8 protein-coding genes are annotated in these 20801 nt (G+C 70.0%); 6 read left to right on the top strand and 2 right to left on the bottom strand.

What is annotated here, in order from left to right; translation table 11 throughout:
* Positions 1–270 precede the first annotated feature (270 nt).
* From WMF29_RS07825 to WMF29_RS07815, 3 genes are read left to right on the top strand one after another with little or no spacing between them, the layout of a single operon-like run.
* A complete protein-coding gene (locus tag WMF29_RS07825; RefSeq protein ID WP_437328245.1) occupies positions 271–1992 on the top strand; it encodes a DUF1592 domain-containing protein in 1722 nt (573 codons plus the stop codon).
* Positions 1993–2021: 29 nt separating this feature from the next.
* A complete protein-coding gene (locus tag WMF29_RS07820; protein WP_437328244.1) occupies positions 2022–3383 on the top strand; it encodes a DUF1552 domain-containing protein in 1362 nt (453 codons plus the stop codon).
* Between the two features lie 50 nt (positions 3384–3433).
* Positions 3434–5224: a glycoside hydrolase family 44 protein gene (locus WMF29_RS07815; protein WP_437328243.1), complete on the top strand. Its 1791-nt coding sequence runs from the start codon at positions 3434–3436 to the stop codon at positions 5222–5224.
* A 127-nt stretch (positions 5225–5351) separates the two neighbouring features.
* On the opposite strand, the gene WMF29_RS07810 is transcribed toward WMF29_RS07815, so the two are convergent.
* Positions 5352–6893, bottom strand: coding sequence for an amidase (locus tag WMF29_RS07810; protein ID WP_437328242.1), 1542 nt, complete (start codon positions 6891–6893; stop codon positions 5352–5354).
* 476 nt (positions 6894–7369) lie between these two features.
* Here WMF29_RS07810 and WMF29_RS07805 point away from each other — a divergent pair, with 476 nt between their 5' ends.
* Both WMF29_RS07805 and WMF29_RS07800 read left to right on the top strand, forming a co-directional pair.
* Entirely contained in the window at positions 7370–10900 is a 3531-nt protein-coding gene (locus tag WMF29_RS07805) for a hypothetical protein (RefSeq protein WP_437328241.1), read from the top strand.
* Between the two features lie 433 nt (positions 10901–11333).
* Positions 11334–12632 (top strand): cation:proton antiporter, encoded by a 1299-nt coding sequence (locus tag WMF29_RS07800; RefSeq protein WP_437328240.1) that lies wholly within the window; start codon positions 11334–11336, stop codon positions 12630–12632.
* A gap of 36 nt (positions 12633–12668) precedes the next feature.
* Here the strand turns inward: WMF29_RS07800 and WMF29_RS07795 are convergent, their stop codons facing one another.
* The gene (locus tag WMF29_RS07795; protein WP_437328239.1) at positions 12669–13946 is read right to left on the bottom strand and encodes a serine hydrolase domain-containing protein; all 1278 of its coding nucleotides are present in this window, start codon (positions 13944–13946) and stop codon (positions 12669–12671) included.
* Positions 13947–14766: 820 nt separating this feature from the next.
* On the opposite strand from WMF29_RS07795, the gene WMF29_RS07790 reads away from it, so the two are divergent.
* Positions 14767–20706 carry an ATP-binding protein gene (locus WMF29_RS07790; RefSeq protein ID WP_437328238.1) on the top strand — a complete coding sequence of 1980 codons (5940 nt, stop codon included), beginning with the start codon at positions 14767–14769 and terminating at the stop codon, positions 20704–20706.
* Positions 20707–20801: the final 95 nt, after the last annotated feature.

Raw genomic sequence — 20801 nt, 5'->3', positions numbered from 1 at the left:
CGTTCACATTTGGTTCAAGGGGTATCCTTTTACTTCGCGCATGAGCGGGTCGCCCTGCGCGCCGCGCCCTTCGTCATCCAATCGAGTTCTTGTCGATTCCAGAGCTCCGTTCGCCCGACCGCCGCGAAAGCGATGGCCGAGCGATGGTGCTTGGTGTTCTTACCGAGGGTGAGCCACCGGAGGACACCACAGACCTCGTCGATTCGATGAGGGTCGAGAAATCCTCGGTACGGTCCGCGGGGTCACCCCGTCGCATCATCGGAGAGCAAGATGAAGAAGCCGTCCTGGCATGAGCTCCGTTTCTCAAGAGAAGGCGCCGCCGTTTGCGCGCTCGCATTCGCGGCCGCGTGCACGGGCGCGCTGGGTGACACGACGAAGGGCGGCGGATCATCCTCTGTCGGCGGCGACGGACCACCGACGGGCTCGGATGTCGGCAGCGGCGGATCACCGACGGACTCGGACCCGCCGCCGTTCCAGCCCGCGGCCGGGATGTTGCGCCGTTTGACGAGAACGCAATTTCGCAACGCCGTGCGCGACGTCTTCGGCGTGGAAGTCAATATCAATGACCTCGACGCCGACAGCTGGAACGGGAATTTTGCGGTCATCGGCGCATCGACCGTCGTGACCTCGGAGCGAGGCGTCGAGCAGTACCACGCGGCCATCGAGAGCGCCGTCGACGCGGTGTTCGCGGATCGCGCGAAGCGGGACCAGTTCATCGGCTGCGCGCCCAGCGGCGCGGAGAACGACGCTTGCGTGCGTGGCTTCCTCCAGACGCTCGGGCTTCGAGCGTGGCGCCGCCCGCTCGAGGCCGCCGAGCTCGACCGGCTCGCGGCCGTCGCCGCGAAGGCCGCGACCGAGCTCGAGAGCCCCGTCGAGGGGGCCCGCTGGGCGACCGTGGCCCTCTTCACGTCTCCGAACTTCCTGTATCGCCCGGAGCTCGGAGCTCCGAGCGCCGACGGGTCGCTTCGCTTGACGGGCTACGAGATGGCGTCCCGGCTCGCGTTCCTTTTGTGGAACAGCCTGCCGGACCAGGAGCTGCTCGACGAGGCCGCGAGCGGGGCGCTCGGAACGGTGGAGGGGATCCGCGCGGCGGCGACGCGGCTGCTCGAGACGCCTGCCGGGCGCGAGGCGGTCGGCGCCTTCGCCGAGGAGTACATGCGGCTCGATCGGATCGGCACCCAGGCAAAGGACTCGGGGCTCTTTCCGGAGTACAACCCCGCGCTGCAAGCGGCGATGGTCCGCGATATGCGAGGCACCTGGGAGGTCCTCGCGTTCGACGATCAAGCGAGCGCGCTCGACCTGTTCGCGACAACGAAGGTCGTCGTCAACAGCGACCTCGCCGAGCTGTACGGTCTCGACACCGCCGGCCTCGGCTCGGGCGCCTTCGAGGTCCGCTCGTTGCCCGCGGACGGCCCGCGCATCGGGATCCTCAGCAAAGCGGGCTTCCTCTCGCAGTTCGCGAACCAGAAGGAGGGCTCTCCCACCCTGCGCGGCAAGTTCATGCGCGACGCCCTCATGTGCACGCCCATCCCGCCGCCGCCCGGCGACGTCGCTCTCGAGCTCCCGGAGCCGCCTGCGGACAAGCCCCTCACGAAGCGTCAGCGCCTCGAGATCCACCGGACCGAGCCCGCTTGCGCCGGCTGCCACTCGTACATGGACCCGCTCGGCCTGCCGCTCGAGACCTTCGACGCGATCGGCCGCTTCCGCACCACCGACCACGGCCTGCCGATCGACCCGAGCGGCGAGTTCGACGGGCAGCCGGTCGCCGACGCGCGCGCGCTCGGCGTGACCCTCAGCGCGGACGCCTCGGTCGCGGAATGCCTCGTCCGCAAGTACTACATGTACGCAGCGGGTCACGAGGAGAGGAAGGTGGACGAGAGCGTGCTCAACGCGCTGACCGCCTCGTTCGAAGGGTCGGGGTACAAGCTGCGCGAGCTGGTCCTCGACGTCGTGACCAACGACGCTTTCTCGTCCGTCGCCCCCCAACCCTGATCGCAGGTACCCCAATGACGAACAAAGCCTTGAACCGACGAACTGTTCTCCGGGGCATTCTGGCGACGGGCGCCGCCGTCACGATCCCGCTCCCCCTGCTCGAGATCATGCTGAACGAGAGCGGCACGGCGCTCGCTCAGACGAAGACCCCGGTCTCACCGCTCTACGTCACGTGGTTCTTCGGGAACGGCACGCTTCCCGGTCGCTGGAAGCCGACGCGCACGGGCTCCGGTCAGGCCTGGGACCTCAGCCCCCAGCTCCAGCCCCTCGCGGACCTCAAGTCGTACCTCACGGTGATCAGCGGCCTCGAAAACAAGCTCGTGGTATCCGGCGTCGAGCACCCCTCGGGGTCGGCGGGGGTCACGACCGGCGCGCCGCTCAGCGGGAACGCCGTGCGGGCCGCGTCCATCGACCAGGTCGTCGCGGACGCCATCTCGGCCGGGGCGCCGTACCGCTCCCTCGAGGTGGGGGTGACGCCGGCGACGCCGAACGGCCCTCAGGACTCGCTGCACACGGTCTCGCACAAGGGGCCGAACGCGCGCAACAACCCGGAGTTCGATCCGAAGGCCGTGTTCAATCGATTGTTCATGAGCGGCTTGCCCGAGCCCAGCGACGACGGCGCGGCTCAGGCCACGAAGATCGCGAACGTCCGGAAGAGCGTGCTCGACTCCATCCTGCAGGACGGCGCGAGCCTGAAGCAGCGGCTCGGGGAGGCCGACAGGCATCGTATCGACGAGCACCTCGAGTCGATCCGGGCCATCGAGCAGCGCCTCGAGACCATGTCGTCCGGCGGCGGTTCGACGTCAGCGTGCAAGAGCCCGACGGCCCCCACCGCCGGAAAGGATGCGCGGAGCGAGGCGCCCCCCGACGTGAACGCCGCCATGGTCGAGCTCTCGGCGCTCGCGCTCGCGTGCGAGAGGACCCGCGTGCTCTCGTTCATGTTCTCGCTGCCCGCCGCGCACGTCTACTACCGGCACCTCGCGCAGGACATGAACGACGACTTCCACGACACCATCTGCCACGGAGATGCCGGGGATCAATCGAGTCAGCCTCGCGTCGACAAGGGCGTGATCTACACGATGCGCTGCCTGAACGAGTTCTTGACGAAGCTCAAGAACACGCCGCATGGCAGCTCGAACCTGCTCGACAGCTCGCTCGTGTACGTCACGTCCGACACCGCGTGGGGCAAGGTGCACACGAGGACGGAATGGCCGGTGCTCTTCGCGGGGAAAGCCGGAGGGCGGCTGCGCGGCGACGAGCACCACAACTTCCCCGGCGACAACCTGAGCAAGGCGCTCCTGACGGTCGCCCAGATCATGGGCTTGCCGATCAAGGAGATCGGCATCGACGCGGGGCGGGTCACGTCGCCGCTCGCGGGCATCCAGGTCTGACCGCGCCAGCACGCGCCGCGATCCCGCGGACGATGGAGTACATGCACCGCATGCTTTCTCGACACGCTCCCTTCTCGCACGTCACGCTGGTCCTCCTCGCATCTGCCGCCTTCCTCGCCTGCGGCGACGACCCCGACACCTCCTCTGCTGGCAGCGGCGGCGCCGGCGCTTCTGGCGGCGGCGCCGGCACGACCAGCAGCGGCGCCGGCACGACCAGCAGCGGCGCCGGCGCTTCCGGCGGCGGCACCGGCACGGCCAGCAGCGGTCAGGGCGGGTCCGGCGGCCATCCTCCCGCGGACCTCGTCGAGCCCGGCGATCCCGGGCCGGGTGATGTCACCTTCACCGTGCGCGCCGATCGGGACGTGCGCCCCATCAGCCGGCTCATCTATGGCGCCAACTGGGCCGAAGACCTGGACGGCGAGCAGCGCGGCACCACCGTCGTGCGCATGGGCGGCAACCGCATGACCGCGTACAACTGGGAGAACAACGCCTCCAACGCGGGCTCGGACTACATGCACCAGAACGACGCGTACCTCGTCGACAACAGCCCGAAGGGCGATGTCCCCGGGGAGGCGGTGCGCATGCACGCCGAGGGCGCGCTGGCGCACGGCGCCGCCTTCATCGCGACCATCCCCATCTGCGGCTATGTCGCGGCGGACAAGGCCCCCGGCGGCGACGTCGCTCAGACCCAGAATTACCTCAAGACCCGCTTTCACCCGACGATCGCGCGCAAGGGCGCGCCCTTCTCCTCGTCGCCCAACCTCGGCGACAACGCCGTGTACCAGGACGAGTTCGTCGCCTGGATGAAGCAGGCCTTCCCCCGCGCCTTCGAAGGCGACGTCGCGAGCGTCCTGTTCTCGCTCGACAACGAGCCCGACCTCTGGAATCACAGCCACGAGCGCATCCACCCGGAGCCGGTGCGCTACGCCGAGCTCGTCGACAAGAACATCGAGTTCGCGTCCGCGATCAAGGACGTCGCGCCCAACGCGCTCGTCACCGGCTTCGTCTCCTACGGGTATTCGGGCTATGTCAGCCTCCAGGACGCGCCCGACGCGGACGGCAACTTCATCGAGTACTGGCTCGACGCCATGAAGGCCGCCGAGGTGAGCGAGGGGCGCCGCCTCGTCGACGTGCTCGACCTGCACTGGTACACAGAGATCTACGCGAACGGCGAGCGCATCATCGGCGCCGATGCGTCCCCCGCGTCGGTCGAGGCCCGCGTCCAGGCGCCGCGCTCGCTCTGGGATCCCTCCTTCGTCGAGGACAGCTGGATCGCGAAGGACGTCCTCAACGGCCCAATCAAGCTCATCCCCTGGCTCCAGGGCCTCATCGACGCCCATTACCCGGGCACCCTCCTCGGCATCACCGAGTACAACTACGGGGGCGGCAACCACATCTCCGGCGCGATCGCGCAGGCCGACGCCCTCGGCGTCTTCGGCCGCGAGGGCGTGTTCCTCGCGACGATCTGGGATCCCGGCGAAGAGGTCTCGATGCTCCGGGCCGGCGTGCGCGCCTTCACGAGCTACGACGGGCAGGGCGCGCGCTTCGGCGATACGTCCGTCCGCGCCGAGACGAGCGACGTCGCCAAGGCCACCGTGTATGCGAGCATCGACGAGGCCGATCCGAGCCGGATGGTCCTCGTCGCCATCAACAAGACCGCGGCCCCGCTCACGGCCGCGGTGACCCTCGCCGCCCACGAGAGCTACACGGCCATCGACGCGTGGCAACTCACGTCCACCAAGGCCGATCTCGTGCGTGCGGATCCGATTGCGCCGCGCGCCACGAACGCCTTCACCTACGCGATGCCGGCCTACAGCGTGTCGGTGCTGGTCCCCCGATAGTCGCGTCCCCCTCGTCCGGAGCGTCGTCGAGACAAGCCCCGTCGAGGAATGCGGAGACCCGACACGGGTTGGGCAGGGACCCGCGGAGGCCCCCCGGACCGACACGGCAGACCGGACCGAGCTCCCGTCAGATCATCGGCGCTCGGTAGCCGCCGAGCTCCCGCTCGATGTGGCCGGCCAGGGCGAGGACGACATCCTCGCGGAAGGGGCGGCCGATGATCTGGACGCCGACCGGCGTTCCTCGCGACGAGGTGCCCGCGCGCACGACGACCGCCGGCCACCCTGTCATGTTGTAAGCGAACGAGTAGCTGAATCCTGCGTAGACTCCGTGCTCGACCCACGCATCGTGGGGCAGCGCCTCGAGCACACACGGCGGGCAGACGATGGCGTCGACATCCTTCATGAAGCCGAGCATCCGCCCCCGCCACGCGTCCAGCCGCTCGACTGCCGCGGTCAGCTCCCCGCTCGACAGCGGCTCGCTCGCGAGCGCGGCGTCCACCTCGGCGCCGGGGTCCGTGGTTCCGGCCAGATCCAGGAGCCGCCTCAACCAGGCGCCGCCGTCCGCCCGGAAGATATCTGCGTCTATCGTGAGCACGTCGCTCAGCGCATCGGGCTTCTTCGACTCCACCCGCGCGCCGCCCGCCTCCAGCGCCGCCGCCGCGTCCACCACCGCCTGGCGCACCGCGGCGTCCGGCGCCGCGATCCCGTTGTCGGTGTGCATCGCGATCCGCAGCTCCCTGAGCTGCACGTGCTTCGGGTTGCCGAGCGGCGCCGGGATCAGCGCCGCGTCGCGCCAGTCGGGCCCCGCCAGGACGCTGAAGAGCAGCCAGAGATCGTCGACCGAGCGGGCCATCGGCCCGAGCACGGTGAACGATTGGAGTAGCCCCTCCGCCGGCACGATATGGCCCGTCCGCGGGATGCGGCCGGAGGTCGGCTTGAGCCCGGCGATCCCGCAAAAATGCGACGGCACGCGGATGCTCCCGCCGGTGTCGCTCCCCACGTCGAACGGCGAGCCGCCCGCGGCCACGATGGCGCCCGCCCCCCCGCTGGAGCCGCCCGGCGACAGGTCGAGGCCATACGGATTGTTGGTGCGCCCGTAAACCGCGTTGTTCGTCTCGTACGACCACGTCATCTCGGGCGTATTGCTCTTGCCCAGCAGGATCGCCCCCGCTTCCTTGAGGCGCCGGACCACGGTGGCGTCCTCTTTCGGAACGAAATTCGTTCGCCCGGCCGTCCCGCCGGTTGTCACCACGCCGGCGGTATCGATGGAATCCTTGATCGTCATCGGCACGCCGTGCAGCGGGCCGAGCGGCTTGCCTCTCGCCAGGGCCTTGTCCGCCGCCCGCGCCTCCGCTCTTGCCTCGTCGGCGCGGAGCTTCACCACGGCGTTCAGCCGCGGATTGATCTGCGCGATGCGCGCGAGGTGGGCCTCCACGACCTCGAGCGACGACACCCGCTTCCGGCGGATGAGATCCGCCAGCTGCCCCCCGGTCGCCCGCGTGAGCTCCGACAGCGCCTCCGCTGCAGGCTCCTCGACGGGCGTCATCCCATCGCACGCGCCCGACAGGGCCGCCACGCTCCCGGCGAACGCCCGCAAGAAGAAGCGGCGCGAGATCTCCCCTGTGTGCCCGGCAGCGCCCGAGTCATCGACGTTTGCAGATTTGGTCATACTCTCCTCCCCACGGGAGCGTCGTGAGCCAGTGTCGCACGGCTCGCGAGACGCACGCCGCGATTCGTCACGTCCAGCCTATGCCTTCACGGGAAACGAGCTATTGCACAGCAGGATACCGACAATTGGTGGCGCGTTGGCAACAGTCGTCCCGCGTGGAACGAGGAAACGATGCGATCCCGGGGCCTCACGCGGCGATCGCCACGCCCACCTCGGACGACCGTACCCTGATGCACTCCGCCCCCCTCGTGCGACGGCTACGCGATCTCGATCGTCGATCCACGCATCGAAGGGGCCGACTTCGCCCCGCGGCTCCTGGCCCATCTACGGCGCTCAGCGCGCGCGGTTTCGGCGCCGACCGTGTCTTCGACGATCCGTGAGGGAACCCCACGTCATGTTGCCCCCTGGCACCCACACGGCCATGCTCTCCATCGAACCGCCGGATCCTCACCTCGTCTTCCGTCGAGCTCGCAGCTTTGTGCGCGTCGCTCGGCTGTCTCCTGGTCTGGTTCCGGTCGCCTGGGCCGCTGTCGCTCAAGGCACTTGCGACCGGCATCATCGTCTCTGTCGAGCTCGCGATGGTCACCGGTGGGCCCTGCCGCAGCAACATCTTCCTGACCTCGCAGCGAGGCCAGCAGATCCTCATCGTGATGTTCACGGCCGCCGTCTGCCGCGTCGGAGCACCTTGCCTCTCGTCGGGCTCGTGGCGGAGCGTGAATGTCCTGGTCATGCCGGGCATCGAAGGCGGCATGATCAGAGACCCTGAGCAGCTTGTTTCAGTACCATCCAGGTCAGGCGGCGGTGTCTCGGCAGCGTTGACCATCGCGGTGGTCCTCACCTCCACGGCGTGCGATCTCGTGGTGCGCGGGGGCGGCGGCGCCGAAACGGGCGGCGGCTCCACGACCGGTGATCAGGGCGGCGGCGCCGGTGCTGTCGGCAGTGGTGGTGGCGAGAGCGGCAGCGGCGGCGAGGGCGGCGGCATCGGACCCAGCGGCAGCGGCGGCAGTGGCGGCGAGGGCGGCGGCATCGGACCCAGCGGCAGCGGGGGCAGCGTCGAGCCCGGCGGCAATGGTGGCGCGAGCGGCAGTGGCAGCGGCGGCGCGGGCGGCAGCGCGCCAGGCACGTGCGTGCCGGGCACGGTCCTCACCTGCTATACCGGCCCCGTCGGGGTCGCCCACATTGGACAGTGCGTCACCGGGACGCAGACGTGCCGCTCCGACGGGCTGGGCTACGGCCCCTGTACGGGGGCGGTGACGCCCGCCGAGGAGATCTGCGCCACGCCGGTGGACGAGAACTGCGACGGCGAGCCCCATTGCCCGGGGCTCCCGCCGTGGGCGCGAGGGTACGGCGGCCCCGGCGACGACGAGGGTCTATCCATCGTGAGCGACGCCTCGGGCAACTACTACGTCGCGGGCGATTTCGAAGGGACGGTCGACTTCGGCGCCGGCCCCCTCACCAGCGCAGGGGGCTCCGACATCTTCTTCCTCAAGCTCGATCCCTCCGGCTCGGTGATCTGGAGCAAGCGCTTCGGAACCGAGTACGACGATGAGAACGCCGCCATGACCGTCGACGGGAGCGGGAACATCGTCCTCGCCGCAATCTACAACGGCGGTCCCGGACATGCTTCGGCGCCAGGTCCGGATTTCGGCGACGGGCCCCTGCCGTCGAGCGACCAGCCCTCGGTCATCGGTGCCACGTTCGACCACGAAGGCAACCGCATCAAGAACACGGGCTTCGAGGTCGGAGCGGGTAGCTGGGAGCTCAAACGAGTCGCTGTCAACGGCGACGGCGATGCGTACATCCTCTATGACAGCGGCGGCATCATAGGGTTCGTGAGCTTCGCGGCCGGCTTCTTTCGCGGGTGGGGCGAAGTGTATCCCTATGATTATCCTGACACCAGGGCAGCAGGCTTTGCGGTCGATGGCGCTGGCAACGTGATCGTGGCGGCCGAGGTGCATTATGGCCGTACGGACTTCCCTCCATTCGAGCTGATCGTCGCCAAGTTCAGCTACTACGGTGCGCTGTCGTGGCAACAATCGTTCGCGTCGACCTCGGCCGACAGATCCGCCGTGCCCTTGGCCGCGTCGGTGGTGGTCAACGCGGCGGACGAGATCCTCGTGACGACCTTCACGGACGGAACCATCGATTTCGGCGGCGGCGTGCTCGCCCGTGGGGCCGCGCTCGTGAAGCTGGACGCCGGAGGCCAGCCTCTCATGAGCCGTTCTGTTCGCTTCGGCGACGAGATCACCCTCGACCCCTCAGGCGGCATGTTCGTCGCCGGGCACGGCCTTGCCAGGCTCGACGCGAGCGGGTCGGAGACCTGGTCGGTCGACTTCGATCCTCTCGCGAAGGACATCGCTGTCTCTCCGAACGGCGCCGTGGCCGTCACCGGGAGCGCGCTCGCGCCGGCGGACTTCGGGGCCGGCCCGATCCCCTACGCAGCGGGTCGCGACATCTTCGTCGCCATGTTCAGCCCGCCCTGCGACGGCGGCGAGTGGGACTGCGAGACTGCGGGCAGCGGCGGCGGCAGCGGCAGCGGCGAGGGCGGCGGCGGCGCGGGCGGCGGCGGCGCGGGCGGCGGCGGCGCGGGCGGCGGTGGCAGCACGGAAGGCACGTGCGTGCCGGGCTCGGTCCTCACCTGCTACACCGGCCCCGTAGGGACCGTCGGCGTCGGGCCGTGCGTGACAGGTACACAAACGTGCCGCTCCGACGGGCTGGGTTACGGCCCCTGCACAGGTGCGGTGGCGCCCACCGAAGAGCTCTGCGCCACCCCGGTGGACGAGAGTTGCGACGGCGTGCCCGATTGCCCCCAGCTCCCGCCGTGGGCGCGGGGATACGGGGGGTCCGGCGACGACCTGGGGCTGTCCATCGTGAGCGACGCCGCTGGCAACTTCTACGTCTCGGGTAGCTTCCGAGGAACGGTCGACTTCGGCGCCGGCCCCGTCACCAGCGCAGGGGGGTCGGACGTCTTCTTCCTCAAACTCGATCCCGCTGGCTCGGTGATCTGGAGCAAGCGCTTCGGGACCGAATACAACGACGCGAACGCCACCATGGCCGTCGACGGAAGCGGCAATATCGTGCTCGTCGGGGTCTATGACGGTGAAACTCTCACGCCAGGTCCGGATCTCGGTGGGGGTCCCCTCCCGCCCGTTCTCGATGAGGGCACGCTGTTCGTGGCCGCATTCGACTCCGAGGGCAATCACATCTGGAGCAACGGCTTCCCAGGCAGACTCGGCACCTCGGGCTGGCCCTGGATGGTACAGCAGGCTGCCGTCGACGGCGCCGGCGATGTGTACGTGCTCTATGTCGTCGATGAAGGTTATCGACTGGCAAAGGTGGGCGCCGGAGGTACCGCCGTCCTCTGGACAGCCCACCTGCAAGGGATGTACAACTATACACTGGTCAATGGAGCGGGACGCATCGCGCTCGACAGCGCTGGCAACGTGCTCGCGGTGACCCCGAGCTTCGATACGGGCCTGCCCCCGTGGCCGACATTCAACGTCACCAAGCTCGCCCCGGCGGGGGCCGTGCTGTGGGAAAAGCTGTTTCCGTCGATGGCGACGTACCCCCTGGCGGCAGCCTATTCGGTGGCGGTCAACGCGGCCGACGAGGTCCTCGTGACGGGCCTCACGGACGGCACCGTCGACTTCGGCGGCGGCGCGGTGGGGGGATCCGTGCTGGTCAAGCTCGACGCAGCAGGAGAGGTGCTCTCCAGCCACACGATCAGCGCTCCCTTCCACAGGATCTCCCTCGATCCTGCCGGCGGACTATTCGTCGCCGGCCCCTCGGGGCTCGCCAAGCTCGACGAGGACGGGACCAAGCTCTGGTCGGTCGCCTTCGACCCGCCCAGCAGCGATTCACACGACCGTCTCGTGGAGGACATCGCCGTGTCTCCGAATGGCACGGTTGCGATCACCGGCAGCACGCGCGCGCCGGTCGACTTCGGGACCGGCCCGATCCCCTACGCAGCGGCGACCGACATCTTCGTCGCCACGTTCAATCCCTGACGACCTCGCCTCTCCGCCTGCAAGCCAGCCTCGCGGAGCGGGAGCTTGAACTCCCTCGCTCCCCGCTCCGCGAGGTCAGTCGCCGGTCGTAGCTCAGGGTTCGCTCGCGCTCGAATCCCACTGCGTGCTTTCCGTGCTCGTGTGTCTTCATCCTACCTTCTACTTGGCCGACGGTCGCTCGGTCCGCCTGCAGCGGGGAGTAGCGTCGTTCGTGCCGTCTCGACAGGGCACGGCTTTCGATCCGACGGGCGGGGCTTTCTGTCGCGACCCCCGGCGTTCGGGCAGCCCGGCGCAGGTCCCGCGGTCGAGGCTTGACATTTTGAGTCGGCTTGGATTTCCTTCTCCCTTGGGGAAACTTTGACGTGCAACTTTTTATCCGGACGTCGCCGCGCCTCGCCTGAGCCGGCGCGCGTCCGTCTGTAAGCCTGGGAGCATGGATCTATTCCAAGTCTCGGCAGCGCTGCTCTCGCTCGCTGCGATCTTCAGCTTCTTCAACCATCGGCTCCTCAAGCTGCCGACGACGATCGGGTTGATGCTGATCGCGATGACGACGTCCCTCGTCATGGTGGCCATCGGAGAGCTGTTTCCGGAGGTGGAGGCCGAGGCGAAGGAGCACCTCCATGGCATCGACTTCAACAAGACGTTGATGCAGGGGATGCTCGGTTTTCTCCTGTTTGCCGCCGCGTTGCACGTCAACCTGGCGGATCTGAAGAAGCAGCGGGTCGTCATCGGCGTCCTGGCCACCGGGGGTGTGCTCATGTCCACGGTGCTGGTGGGCGGCATGACCTACGCCCTGATGACGCTGATGGGCGTGCACATCCGGCCGGTCTACTGCTTGCTCTTCGGCGCGCTCATCTCCCCCACCGATCCCATCGCGGTGCTCGGGGTCCTCAAGCACGTGGGGGCGCCCAAGGAGCTCGAGATGAAGATAGCCGGAGAGTCGCTCTTCAACGACGGCGTGGCGGTGGTGGCGTTCATCGGGCTCCTGGAGATCGCGTCGGGGACGTCGGGCCTCGATCTGCAGCGGCTCTCCCTGCTGTTCGTCCAGGAGGCGATCGGCGGCGTGCTGTACGGCCTCGCGCTCGGCTTCGTGACGCTCGCCATGCTCCGGCAGGTCGACGACTACAAGGTCGAGGTCTTGCTCTCGCTGGCGACCGCGGCGGGCGGCTATGCCCTGGCGTACGCGATCCATGTCTCCGGCCCCATCGCCATGGTGGTGGCCGGGCTCTTCATCGGGAACGAGGCGCGCGCCGGCGCCATGAGCGAGAAGACCCGCGAGCACCTGGACGACTTCTGGGAGCTGATGGACGAGATCCTGAACGCGGTGCTGTTCGTCTTGATCGGCCTCGAGCTCTTGATCGTCGCCTTCGACGCCCAGTCGCTGCTCGCAGGGCTCCTCGCGTTTCCGGTCGTGCTGCTCGCGCGGTTCATCGCGGTCGCGCTGCCGGTGAGCCTCATGAAGAGGCGCAGGGTCTTCACCCCGGGGGCGATCCGTATCCTCACGTGGGGCGGCCTGCGCGGCGGCGTCTCGGTGGCCCTCGCGCTCTCCATCCCCGGAAAGCTCGCGGACGGCACGCTCGTTCCGGAGCGCGAGATGGTGCTGACCATCACCTATGTCGTGGTGGTCGTCTCCATCGTGGTGCAGGGCCTGACCATCGGCCCATTGCTGCGCCGGACGCTCGCCGCCGCCGCCGCCGAGCCGGAGGAGCCGCTCCCCGTGGAAGCCGCCTGAACGACCTGGAGAAGCGCCGCTCGGCCGCGACGGCGATCAGTGGTGCACGGCGTTGATGATGCCGTCGAAGAACTCGGTGCAACCGACGCTGTCGAGCATGCGGTTCCAGCCGAGCTCATCGAACGGCTGCGGCAGGCCGTGGTTGGTCAGGAGGACGCCGATGATCTCGAGATCCGGATCGACCCACATGAACGTGCCGGCGCCGCCCGCCTTTCCGTAGGCGCGCGGCGACAGGCGCATGCCGCCGTTCGAGAAGCGCCGTGTCCGGAGCTCCCACCCGAGGCCCTTCGGGGCGAGGAGCAGGTTGTTGATGGGCGACGTGTCGGTCGCCGCCTCCGTCACGTAGGGCGTGTTGTTCTTCTTCATCTGCCGGACCAGATCGGGCCGCAAGACCTCGGCGTTGCCGTAGGCGCCGCCGTTCAAGATCATCTGGCAGAAGACGGCCACGTCGCGCGCCGTGGTGAACACGCCGTCGCAGCCGGCGACGCCGCCCAGCGCGAAGTCCTGCTCGTCCTGCACCTGGCCCCGCACGAGGCAGCCCCGGCGGGCGGAGTACCCCGTGGCCGCGACGCGCTCGACGAGCTCCGGAGGCGGGTTGTACATCGTGTCGCTCATGCCGAGAGGACGCCAGATGCACTCTCTCGCGATGGCGTCGAGATCGTCCCCCGCGGCGGCCTCGATCATGCGGCCGAGGAGGCGGTACGTGAGATCGCTGTACAGCGCCGATCTGCCCGTCGCGTATTCGAGCGGGGTCTCGGCCATGATGCACCAGGCCGTCTCGACGTCCTCATCCAAGCACTGGTTGTCCAGCGGCAGACCGGACGAATAACGGAGCATGTCGTAGACGGTGACAGCCCCCTTTCCGTTGGCGGCGAACTCCGGCAGGTACCTGGCGACCGGCGCGTCCAGCCGGATCACGCGCTCTTCCACGAGCGCGAGGGCCGTCGCCGCGGTCGAGAGCACCTTGCTCATCGACTGGACGTCGAAGATCGTATCGAGCGTCACCGGCTCGTCGGCGCCGGCGACCTTGCTGCCGAAGGCCCTGTGACCCACGATGACCCCGTGCCGGGCGACCAGCGCCGTGGCGCCGGGAAACAGGGCGTCGTTCACGCGGCGCTGGATCCGCGCGAAGACGTCGTCCAGCCGCTCCGAGCTCATGTTCACGTCCTCGGGCCGCCCCGTGGTGAGCGTGGTCGAGCAGGCGCCTCTCCATGGGTCCGAACCGAGCGCGGGCGCCGCGGCGGCCAGCGAGGCGATCTGGGTCATCCCTTGCAAGAACGTCCTGCGGTTGACCGCTCGTGGTTGATCGATCATGGCTCTTCCCAACCTTGCTTTCATGAAGAACGAATCCTTCCACGGCGTTTGCCCCCCGGAGGGCCGGAGGCGCATTCAGCGTGGGCGTCTGGCGTGAAGGCTCGCAATATGTACGCCAGCGTGACCTGCCGTCTCCCCTTCGAGCTGCACCGCCAAAAAGAGCTTCCACCTGGCCGCTGGTTTCAGCTGAGAGGTCCGGCGCGTCCCCTCCAATGGAGTTGGCACGACTGGAATGGAAGCGCAATCGATTGCGGGATGACGCAAGCAGATGACATCCTGGACGACCGTGGACGACCGCGGACGAATGAACGAGCTGTTCCCGTTGTGCTCCGTACCGCTCCGTTCCGCTCCGTTCCGCCCCGTTCCGAGCTCGTCTGGAGGCTGGCTCACCGATCACGGGCGTCCTTCGCCGGCCGACCCCGACATGCTGTCATGTCCTATCGACTCCAGACCAGCGGCGCCCGACGCGCCCGCGAGGCGGGGTTGCGGGCGCTCGTGACCTGACGTCTCCTCCGCTGCCTCTCTCGTCGTCTCGCCCCCCGTCACTCGCGCACTTGCGCGCCAGCGGACGATACGGTGAGCGTTCCGCTCAAGGCTGAGCTCGGCAGACAGCGTCCGACGACTCCGCGATCGACGCGGCTCACCCTGACCGGCCGTCACGCCGCAGCCGGCGCATCGAGTCGCCCGGATGCCTGGATCCGCCGCGGAGCCGACCGCTCACCTCTGGTACCGATCCTGCCTGCCTGCCGGTCGGCAGCGCAGGCGCTTTCGAGCGCAGCTGCGCCCCGGAGACGTGTGTCACGCCCAGCACGCCAGAGCCATGCAGACAGCGACCGAATACCTCGCGGAGGCCGTGCTGGACGAAGGACCGGATTTCGCGCTCTACCGGGCGCGCGAGCCGGCGGGGCGGAGCGTCCTCGTCAAGGCCCTGAAGGCCGCTCACCCCTCGACGGCCGAGTACGAGGCGCTGCGGCGCGAGCTGGAGGCGACCCGGCTGGTCGGCTGCGACGTGGCCATGGAGGCGGTGCGGATCTGCACGTTCCATGGCCAGCCCGCGCTCGTGATCCAGGACGACGGTGCGACGCCGCTCGCCCGCCTCGTGGGCACCCCCATGGATCTCGGCCGGTTCCTGAGGCTCTCCATCGCCATCGCCGACGCCCTGGCGACGATCCACGGGCGGCAGATCGTCCACCTCGGCCTCACCCCGCACCGCGTGATGCTCATGCCCGGCGACGACATCAAGCTGACCGGGTTCAGCCCCTGGTCGCTCTCGCCGGGCCGGTGTAGCCCCCGATCCGCCCGTCCGGCCCCCTGCACCTGGCCGTACCTGTCCCTCGAGCAGGGCGGGCGCCTCGGCGTGGCGATCGATCATCGGTCGGACCTCTACTCGCTCGGCGTGATCCTGTTCGAGCTCCTCACCGGAAGGCTGCCGTTCGCCGCGAACGATCTGCTGGGATGGCTCTACTGCCACGCCGCGGTGGTCCCCCCGTCGCCGCTCGCGTCCGTGCCCGCGCTGCCCTCGACCGTCGCCGAGCTCGTCCTGAAGCTGCTCGCGAAGCTCCCCGAGGACAGGTACCAGAGCGCCGCCGGCCTCCAGCACGATCTCGTCCGGTGCAGGGAGGCGCTCCGGACCGAGGGGCGGATCGCTCCGTTCCAGCCGGGTCTCGCCGACGTGCCGCCCCCTCTGCGGCTGACCCCCGGGCTCTACGGCCGCGCCGGCGAGGTCGCGCGGCTGGAGGGCGCGGTGGCGCGGGTCGGGAGCGATGGCCGGACGGAGCTGGTCCTGATCTCCGGCCTCCCGGGCGTGGGCAAGACGCGCCTGGTCCATCGCCTGGGCGAGTCCGTCCGCGCGCCCGCGGCGCGCTTCACGGGCGGCAGGTGCGAGGCGGCCCCGCGCCATGCCCCGTGTGAGGCGCTCCTCGCGGCGCTGGACGGCGCGCTCGTCCAGGCCCTCGAAGAGGGTGAGGCGTCGCGCGCGGAGCTGCAGCACGGCCTCGCGGGGGCGCTGGGCGCGAACGCGTCGCTGCTGGCCGGCATGCTCCCGGCGCTCGCCCGGATCCTCGGCCAGCAGAGCCCGCCGCCCGAGATCCCGCCCCCCGAGGCCGAGGCCCGGTTCCTGCTGGCGCTCAGCCAGCTCCTCGGCGCGCTCGCGCGGCCGGGGAAGCCGCTCATCGTCTTCCTCGACGATCTCCAGTGGACAGACGCCTATACGCTGAAGGTCGTCGAGCGCTGGGCGACCGACCCCGGCGCCCGCGACACGCTGATCCTCGGCGCGTACCGGAGCAACGAGGTCTCCGATTCCCACGCGGTGCGCCGGATGATCCGCCGGCTCCGCGAGCAGGACGTCGCCGTGACCGAGCTCGCGATCGCCCCGCTGTCCGCCGACGCCGTGACCTCGTGGGTGGCCGACTCGCTGCGCGCCCCCCGGGAGGAGGTCGCCCCGCTCGCGGCGAGCCTCCACGAGAAGACAGGGGGAAATCCGCTGTTCGTCGCGCAGCTCGCGGGCACGCTCTACCAGGAAGGGCTGATCCGCTTCTCGACCACCGCCCGAGCGTTCCGGTGGGATCTCGAGAAGATCCGGGCAAAGCGGTGCTCGGACGACGTCGCCGAGATCATCGCCGCGAACCTCCGCAGCCTCGATGCGGGCACGCAGGACGCGCTGCGGCGGTTCGCCGTGTTCGGCGACGCCGCGGATCTGGCGACCCTGGCGCTCCTCCTCGGCTGCCCGGAAGACGCCGTCATCGAGCGCCTGCAAGCGGCCTTCGCCCTGCGGCTCATCGTCCGGATCGACCGCGAGATCCGCTTCCTTCACGACCGCATCCATCAGGTCGCCTACGAGCTCACCCCCGCCGAGCAGCGGCCCGAGGCGCACCTCGCCGCCGCGCGCGCCCTGCTCGACGGCCTCCCGCCCGACCGCATCGAGGCCCAGCTGTTCGAGATCGTCCGCCAGATCACCCGCGGCGCGTCACGGATCACGTCGCCGGAGGAGCGCGCGCGGGCCGCCGAGCTCGACCTGCGCGCGGGCCGGAAGGCCCAGGCCGCGACCCACCACGCCGCGGCCATCGGCTTCTTCCTGCAGGGCGCCGAGCTGCTCGGGGGCGCGCGCGCCGAGCTCGCGTTCGAGCTCGACTTCGCGCTGGCCCAGTGCCGGTTCGCGACCGGCGAGCTCGCGGCCGCGGAGCGCATCTGCGCGTCGCTGTGCGAGCGCGCCTCCGGGCGGTGCGCGGCCGCGACCGTGTACGCCCTGCTCGCCGAGATCCAGGTCGCGCAAGGCGCGATGGACGCCGCCGTCGAGAGCTGCGTCGCAGGCTTCGGCCACTGCGGGCTCCCCCTGCCGCGCCACCCGGAGGCCGCCGCGGTCGACGCCGCCGTCGCAGCGGTCCTGGGTCGCCTCGAGGGCCGCGCCCTCGCCATCTCCGCCCTCCCGGACCTGCCGCCCATGACCGACCCGCGCACCCGGGCCGTCTGCGATCTCGCCGCCACGCTCTACCAGCCCGCTTACCACGCGAGCTGGGACGTCATGGCGGCCGCCGCCAGCGTCGCCGTGGAGCTCTCGCTGACGCACGGGAACACGGGCAGCTCCGCGGCCGCCTACGCGACCTTCGGGCTCGTCCTGGCCGAGCGGCGCGGGCGCCCCGCGGACGCGTTCGCCTTCGGCGAGGCGGGCTATCGGCTCGCCCAGCGCGAGGAGCACTCGCCGTACAGGCCCAGGGCGAGCTTCACGTTCATCGTCTTGCTCGGCTACCTGAAGATGCCGGTCCGACGCTGTCTGGAGCTCATGCAGCGCGAGCTGGACGCGGCGATCTCCGCCGGCAACTACCCTTTCGCGTGCTACTTCGGCCATCAGCTCGTCGCGCTCCGGCTGTTCGTCGGCGACTCCCTCGACGACGTCGCCGACGAGGCGACCCGGCGCCTCGCGTTCGCCGAGCGGACGAGCGGCTGGCTCGACCAGGAGGCCTTCCGCGACCAGCTACGCCTGTTCGCGCGGCTGCGCGACCCCTCCGCGCCCGATCGCCCTGCGGACGGCTCCGCCGAGGAGCTCGCGCAGAGGTCGCCGATCAGGGGCTTCCATGGCCACCTCCTCGAGCTGCAGGCGCGCCTGCACCTCGGCGATCCGGGCGGGGCCGTCGAAGCGGCGGAGCGCGCGGGCGCCTTGCTGCAGGCCGCGCGCGGCTTCCTCGGGGCCGCCCAGCTTCACTTCTACGCGGCGGTCGCGCGCTCTGCCGGCCACGCTCGCGCGCCCCCGCCCGCCTGCCTCGAGGCCGTGCGCGCGCACCTCGCCCACCTGACGGCGCTCGCGGAGGTTTCCCCGGCGAACTTCGCACACCAGGCAGCCCTGGTCTCGGCCGAGCTCGCGCGCCTCTCGGGCGATGAGCTCGCCGCGGAGCGCGCGTACGAGCAGGCCCTCGAGGACGCCCGCGCCGGCGGGTTCCTCGAGGTCGAGGGGCTCGCCAGCGAGCTCTGCGCGCGCTTCTACGAGCAGCGGGGGCTCGACACGGCGGCGAGCGCCTACCTCGCGCGCGCCCGCGACAGCTACGAGGCTTGGGGCGCGCGGGCGAAGGTCTGCGCCCTGCTCCAGCGGCACCCCGAGCTCGCGAGGCGGCCCGCGTCCGGGGTTGGCGACGTCAAGTACCTGGATATGCTCGGCATTTTGAAGGCCTCCCAGGAGATCTCGAGCGCGCTGGTCCTGCCCCAGCTGCACGCGCGGCTCCTGCGCGTGGCCATGGAGCACGTGGGCGCGCAGCGCGGCTGCCTGCTCCTCTCGTCGCCGGAGGGCCTCGTCCTGGCGGACGCGAGCGGCGACGGCGAGCGCGCCTTCGGCCCCGCCGGCCGCCTCGCGGCGCCGTCGCAGGTGCCCCTGTCGCTCTGCACGGCCGTCGTCCGCGCCCGCAAGCCCATCGCGATCGACGACGCGGCTGCGCCGCACCGGTTCGCGATGGATCCCTATTTCGGCGATGCGCTGCGCCCCCGGCGCTCGGCCCTCGGCGTGCCCATCGTGCGCCAGGACGAGGCGGTGGGCCTGCTCTACCTGGAGAACGACCTGGTCCCGGGCGCCTTCTCCACGGCGGAGCTGGGCGTCCTCGATGTCCTCGCGTCGCAGGCGGCCATCTCGCTCGAGAACGCGCGGCTCTACGGCGAGCTCCAGCTGGAGAACGCGCAGCGCCGGCGCGCGGAGGCGTCCTTGCACGACAGCAGCTCGCTCCTGCAGGCCATCCTCGACAACACGCCCGCCGTCGTGTTCGTCAAGGCCCCGGACGGGCGGTACCTGCTCGTCAACCGCCGTTATGAGGACGTCGTGCACGTGAGCCGCGAGGACATCCTCGGCAAGACCGACCACGAGCTGTTCCCGACCGAGATCGCCGACGCGGTGCGCGCCAACGATCTCGCCGCGCTGCGGGAGGACAACCCCATCGAGAGGGACGAGTTCGTCTCGGCGCCCGACGGCATGCACGTGTTCCTCTCCCTCAAGTTCCCGCTGCGCCATCCGGACGGGACGTCGTATGCGGTGTGCGGGATCTCGACGGACGTCACCGAGCGCAAGCGCGCCGAGGAGATGCTGCGCCACTCGCACGCGCTGCTCGAGGCCACGCTCGACTCGACGGCGGACGGCATCCTCGTCGTCGACGACGCGGGCCGCCCCGTGCGGCACAACCGAAGGTTCAGGGAGATGTGGGGGATCCCCGAGCAGGTGCTCCTCTCGCAGGACGACCGCCTGGCGCTCTGCGTCGATCAGCTCGCGGACTCGGAGCAGCTCCTGCAAGAAACGAAGACAGGAAAGACAGCGAAGACAGCGAGGATGACGAGGACGACGACGAGCGTCGATGATCCTCGCGAGGCGAGCGGCGTCGACACCCTGACGTTCGACGACGGCAGGGTCTTCGAGCGCTGCTCCCAGCCTCAGCGCGTGAGCGGGCGCATCGTCGGGCGGGTCTGGAGCTTCCGCGACGTCACCACGCGCGTGCAGGCCGAGCAGCAGCGGGACCGCCTGCTGGCGGACGAGCAGCGAGCGCGCGCCCGCGCGGAGGAGGCCGTCCGCGCGCGGGACGAGTTCCTCTCCGTCGCCTCGCACGAGCTCCGGACGCCGCTGACCAGCCTGCAGCTCGCCGTCCATTCGATGGAGAAGAAGCTCTCGCGAGGCGCGGAGGGCATCGAGCGGGCGCGCGCGTCGGTCGATCTCTCGCAGCGGCAGATCAAGCGCCTCGTCGCCCTGGTCGACATGCTCCTCGACGTCTCCCGCATCCAGGCGGGGCGCCTGGAGCTCGACCCGATCGAGATCGATCTCCGCGCGATCGTGGGAGAGGTCGCCACGTACCTGGACGACCAGCTCGCGCGGGCAGGCTGCGCGCTCGACGTGCGCGCCGCCGGGCCGGTCGTCGGCCGCTGGGACGCGCAGCGCATCGAGCAGGTCGTGACCAACCTGCTGAGCAACGCGATCAAGTTCGGCGGGGGAAAGCCGCTCGAGCTCACCATCGCATCGGACGGAGAGATCGCCCGTCTCTCGGTGACCGATCATGGCATCGGCATCCCCGCCGACGTGCGAGAGCAGGTCTTCGAGCGGTATCGCCGGGGCGTCTCGTCGCGTCATTACGGCGGGCTCGGGCTGGGCCTCTACATCACGCGCACCATCGTCGAGGCGCACGGAGGGCGGGTGAGCGTGGCGAGCGAGATCGGCGAGGGCTCGACCTTCTCCGTCGAGCTGCCGCTCTCGCGCGACATCAAGCCACCCACGAGCGGCCGGGAGCCGCGGCGGCGGCGCTAGACTAGCGTAGTTGAGTAGTTGAGTAGCGACGAGGGCGTTGACAGCGGGCGCGCTGGCGCTACCCTGGGCACACCGGTCAGGAACAGGATCCGTCA

The organism is Sorangium sp. So ce381 (assembly GCF_051473845.1).
Taxonomy (GTDB): Bacteria; Myxococcota_A; Polyangia; order Polyangiales; family Polyangiaceae; genus Sorangium; species Sorangium atrum.
The sequence above is the reverse complement of the archived record's forward strand: the minus strand, read 5'-3'. Positions and strand labels throughout refer to the sequence as shown.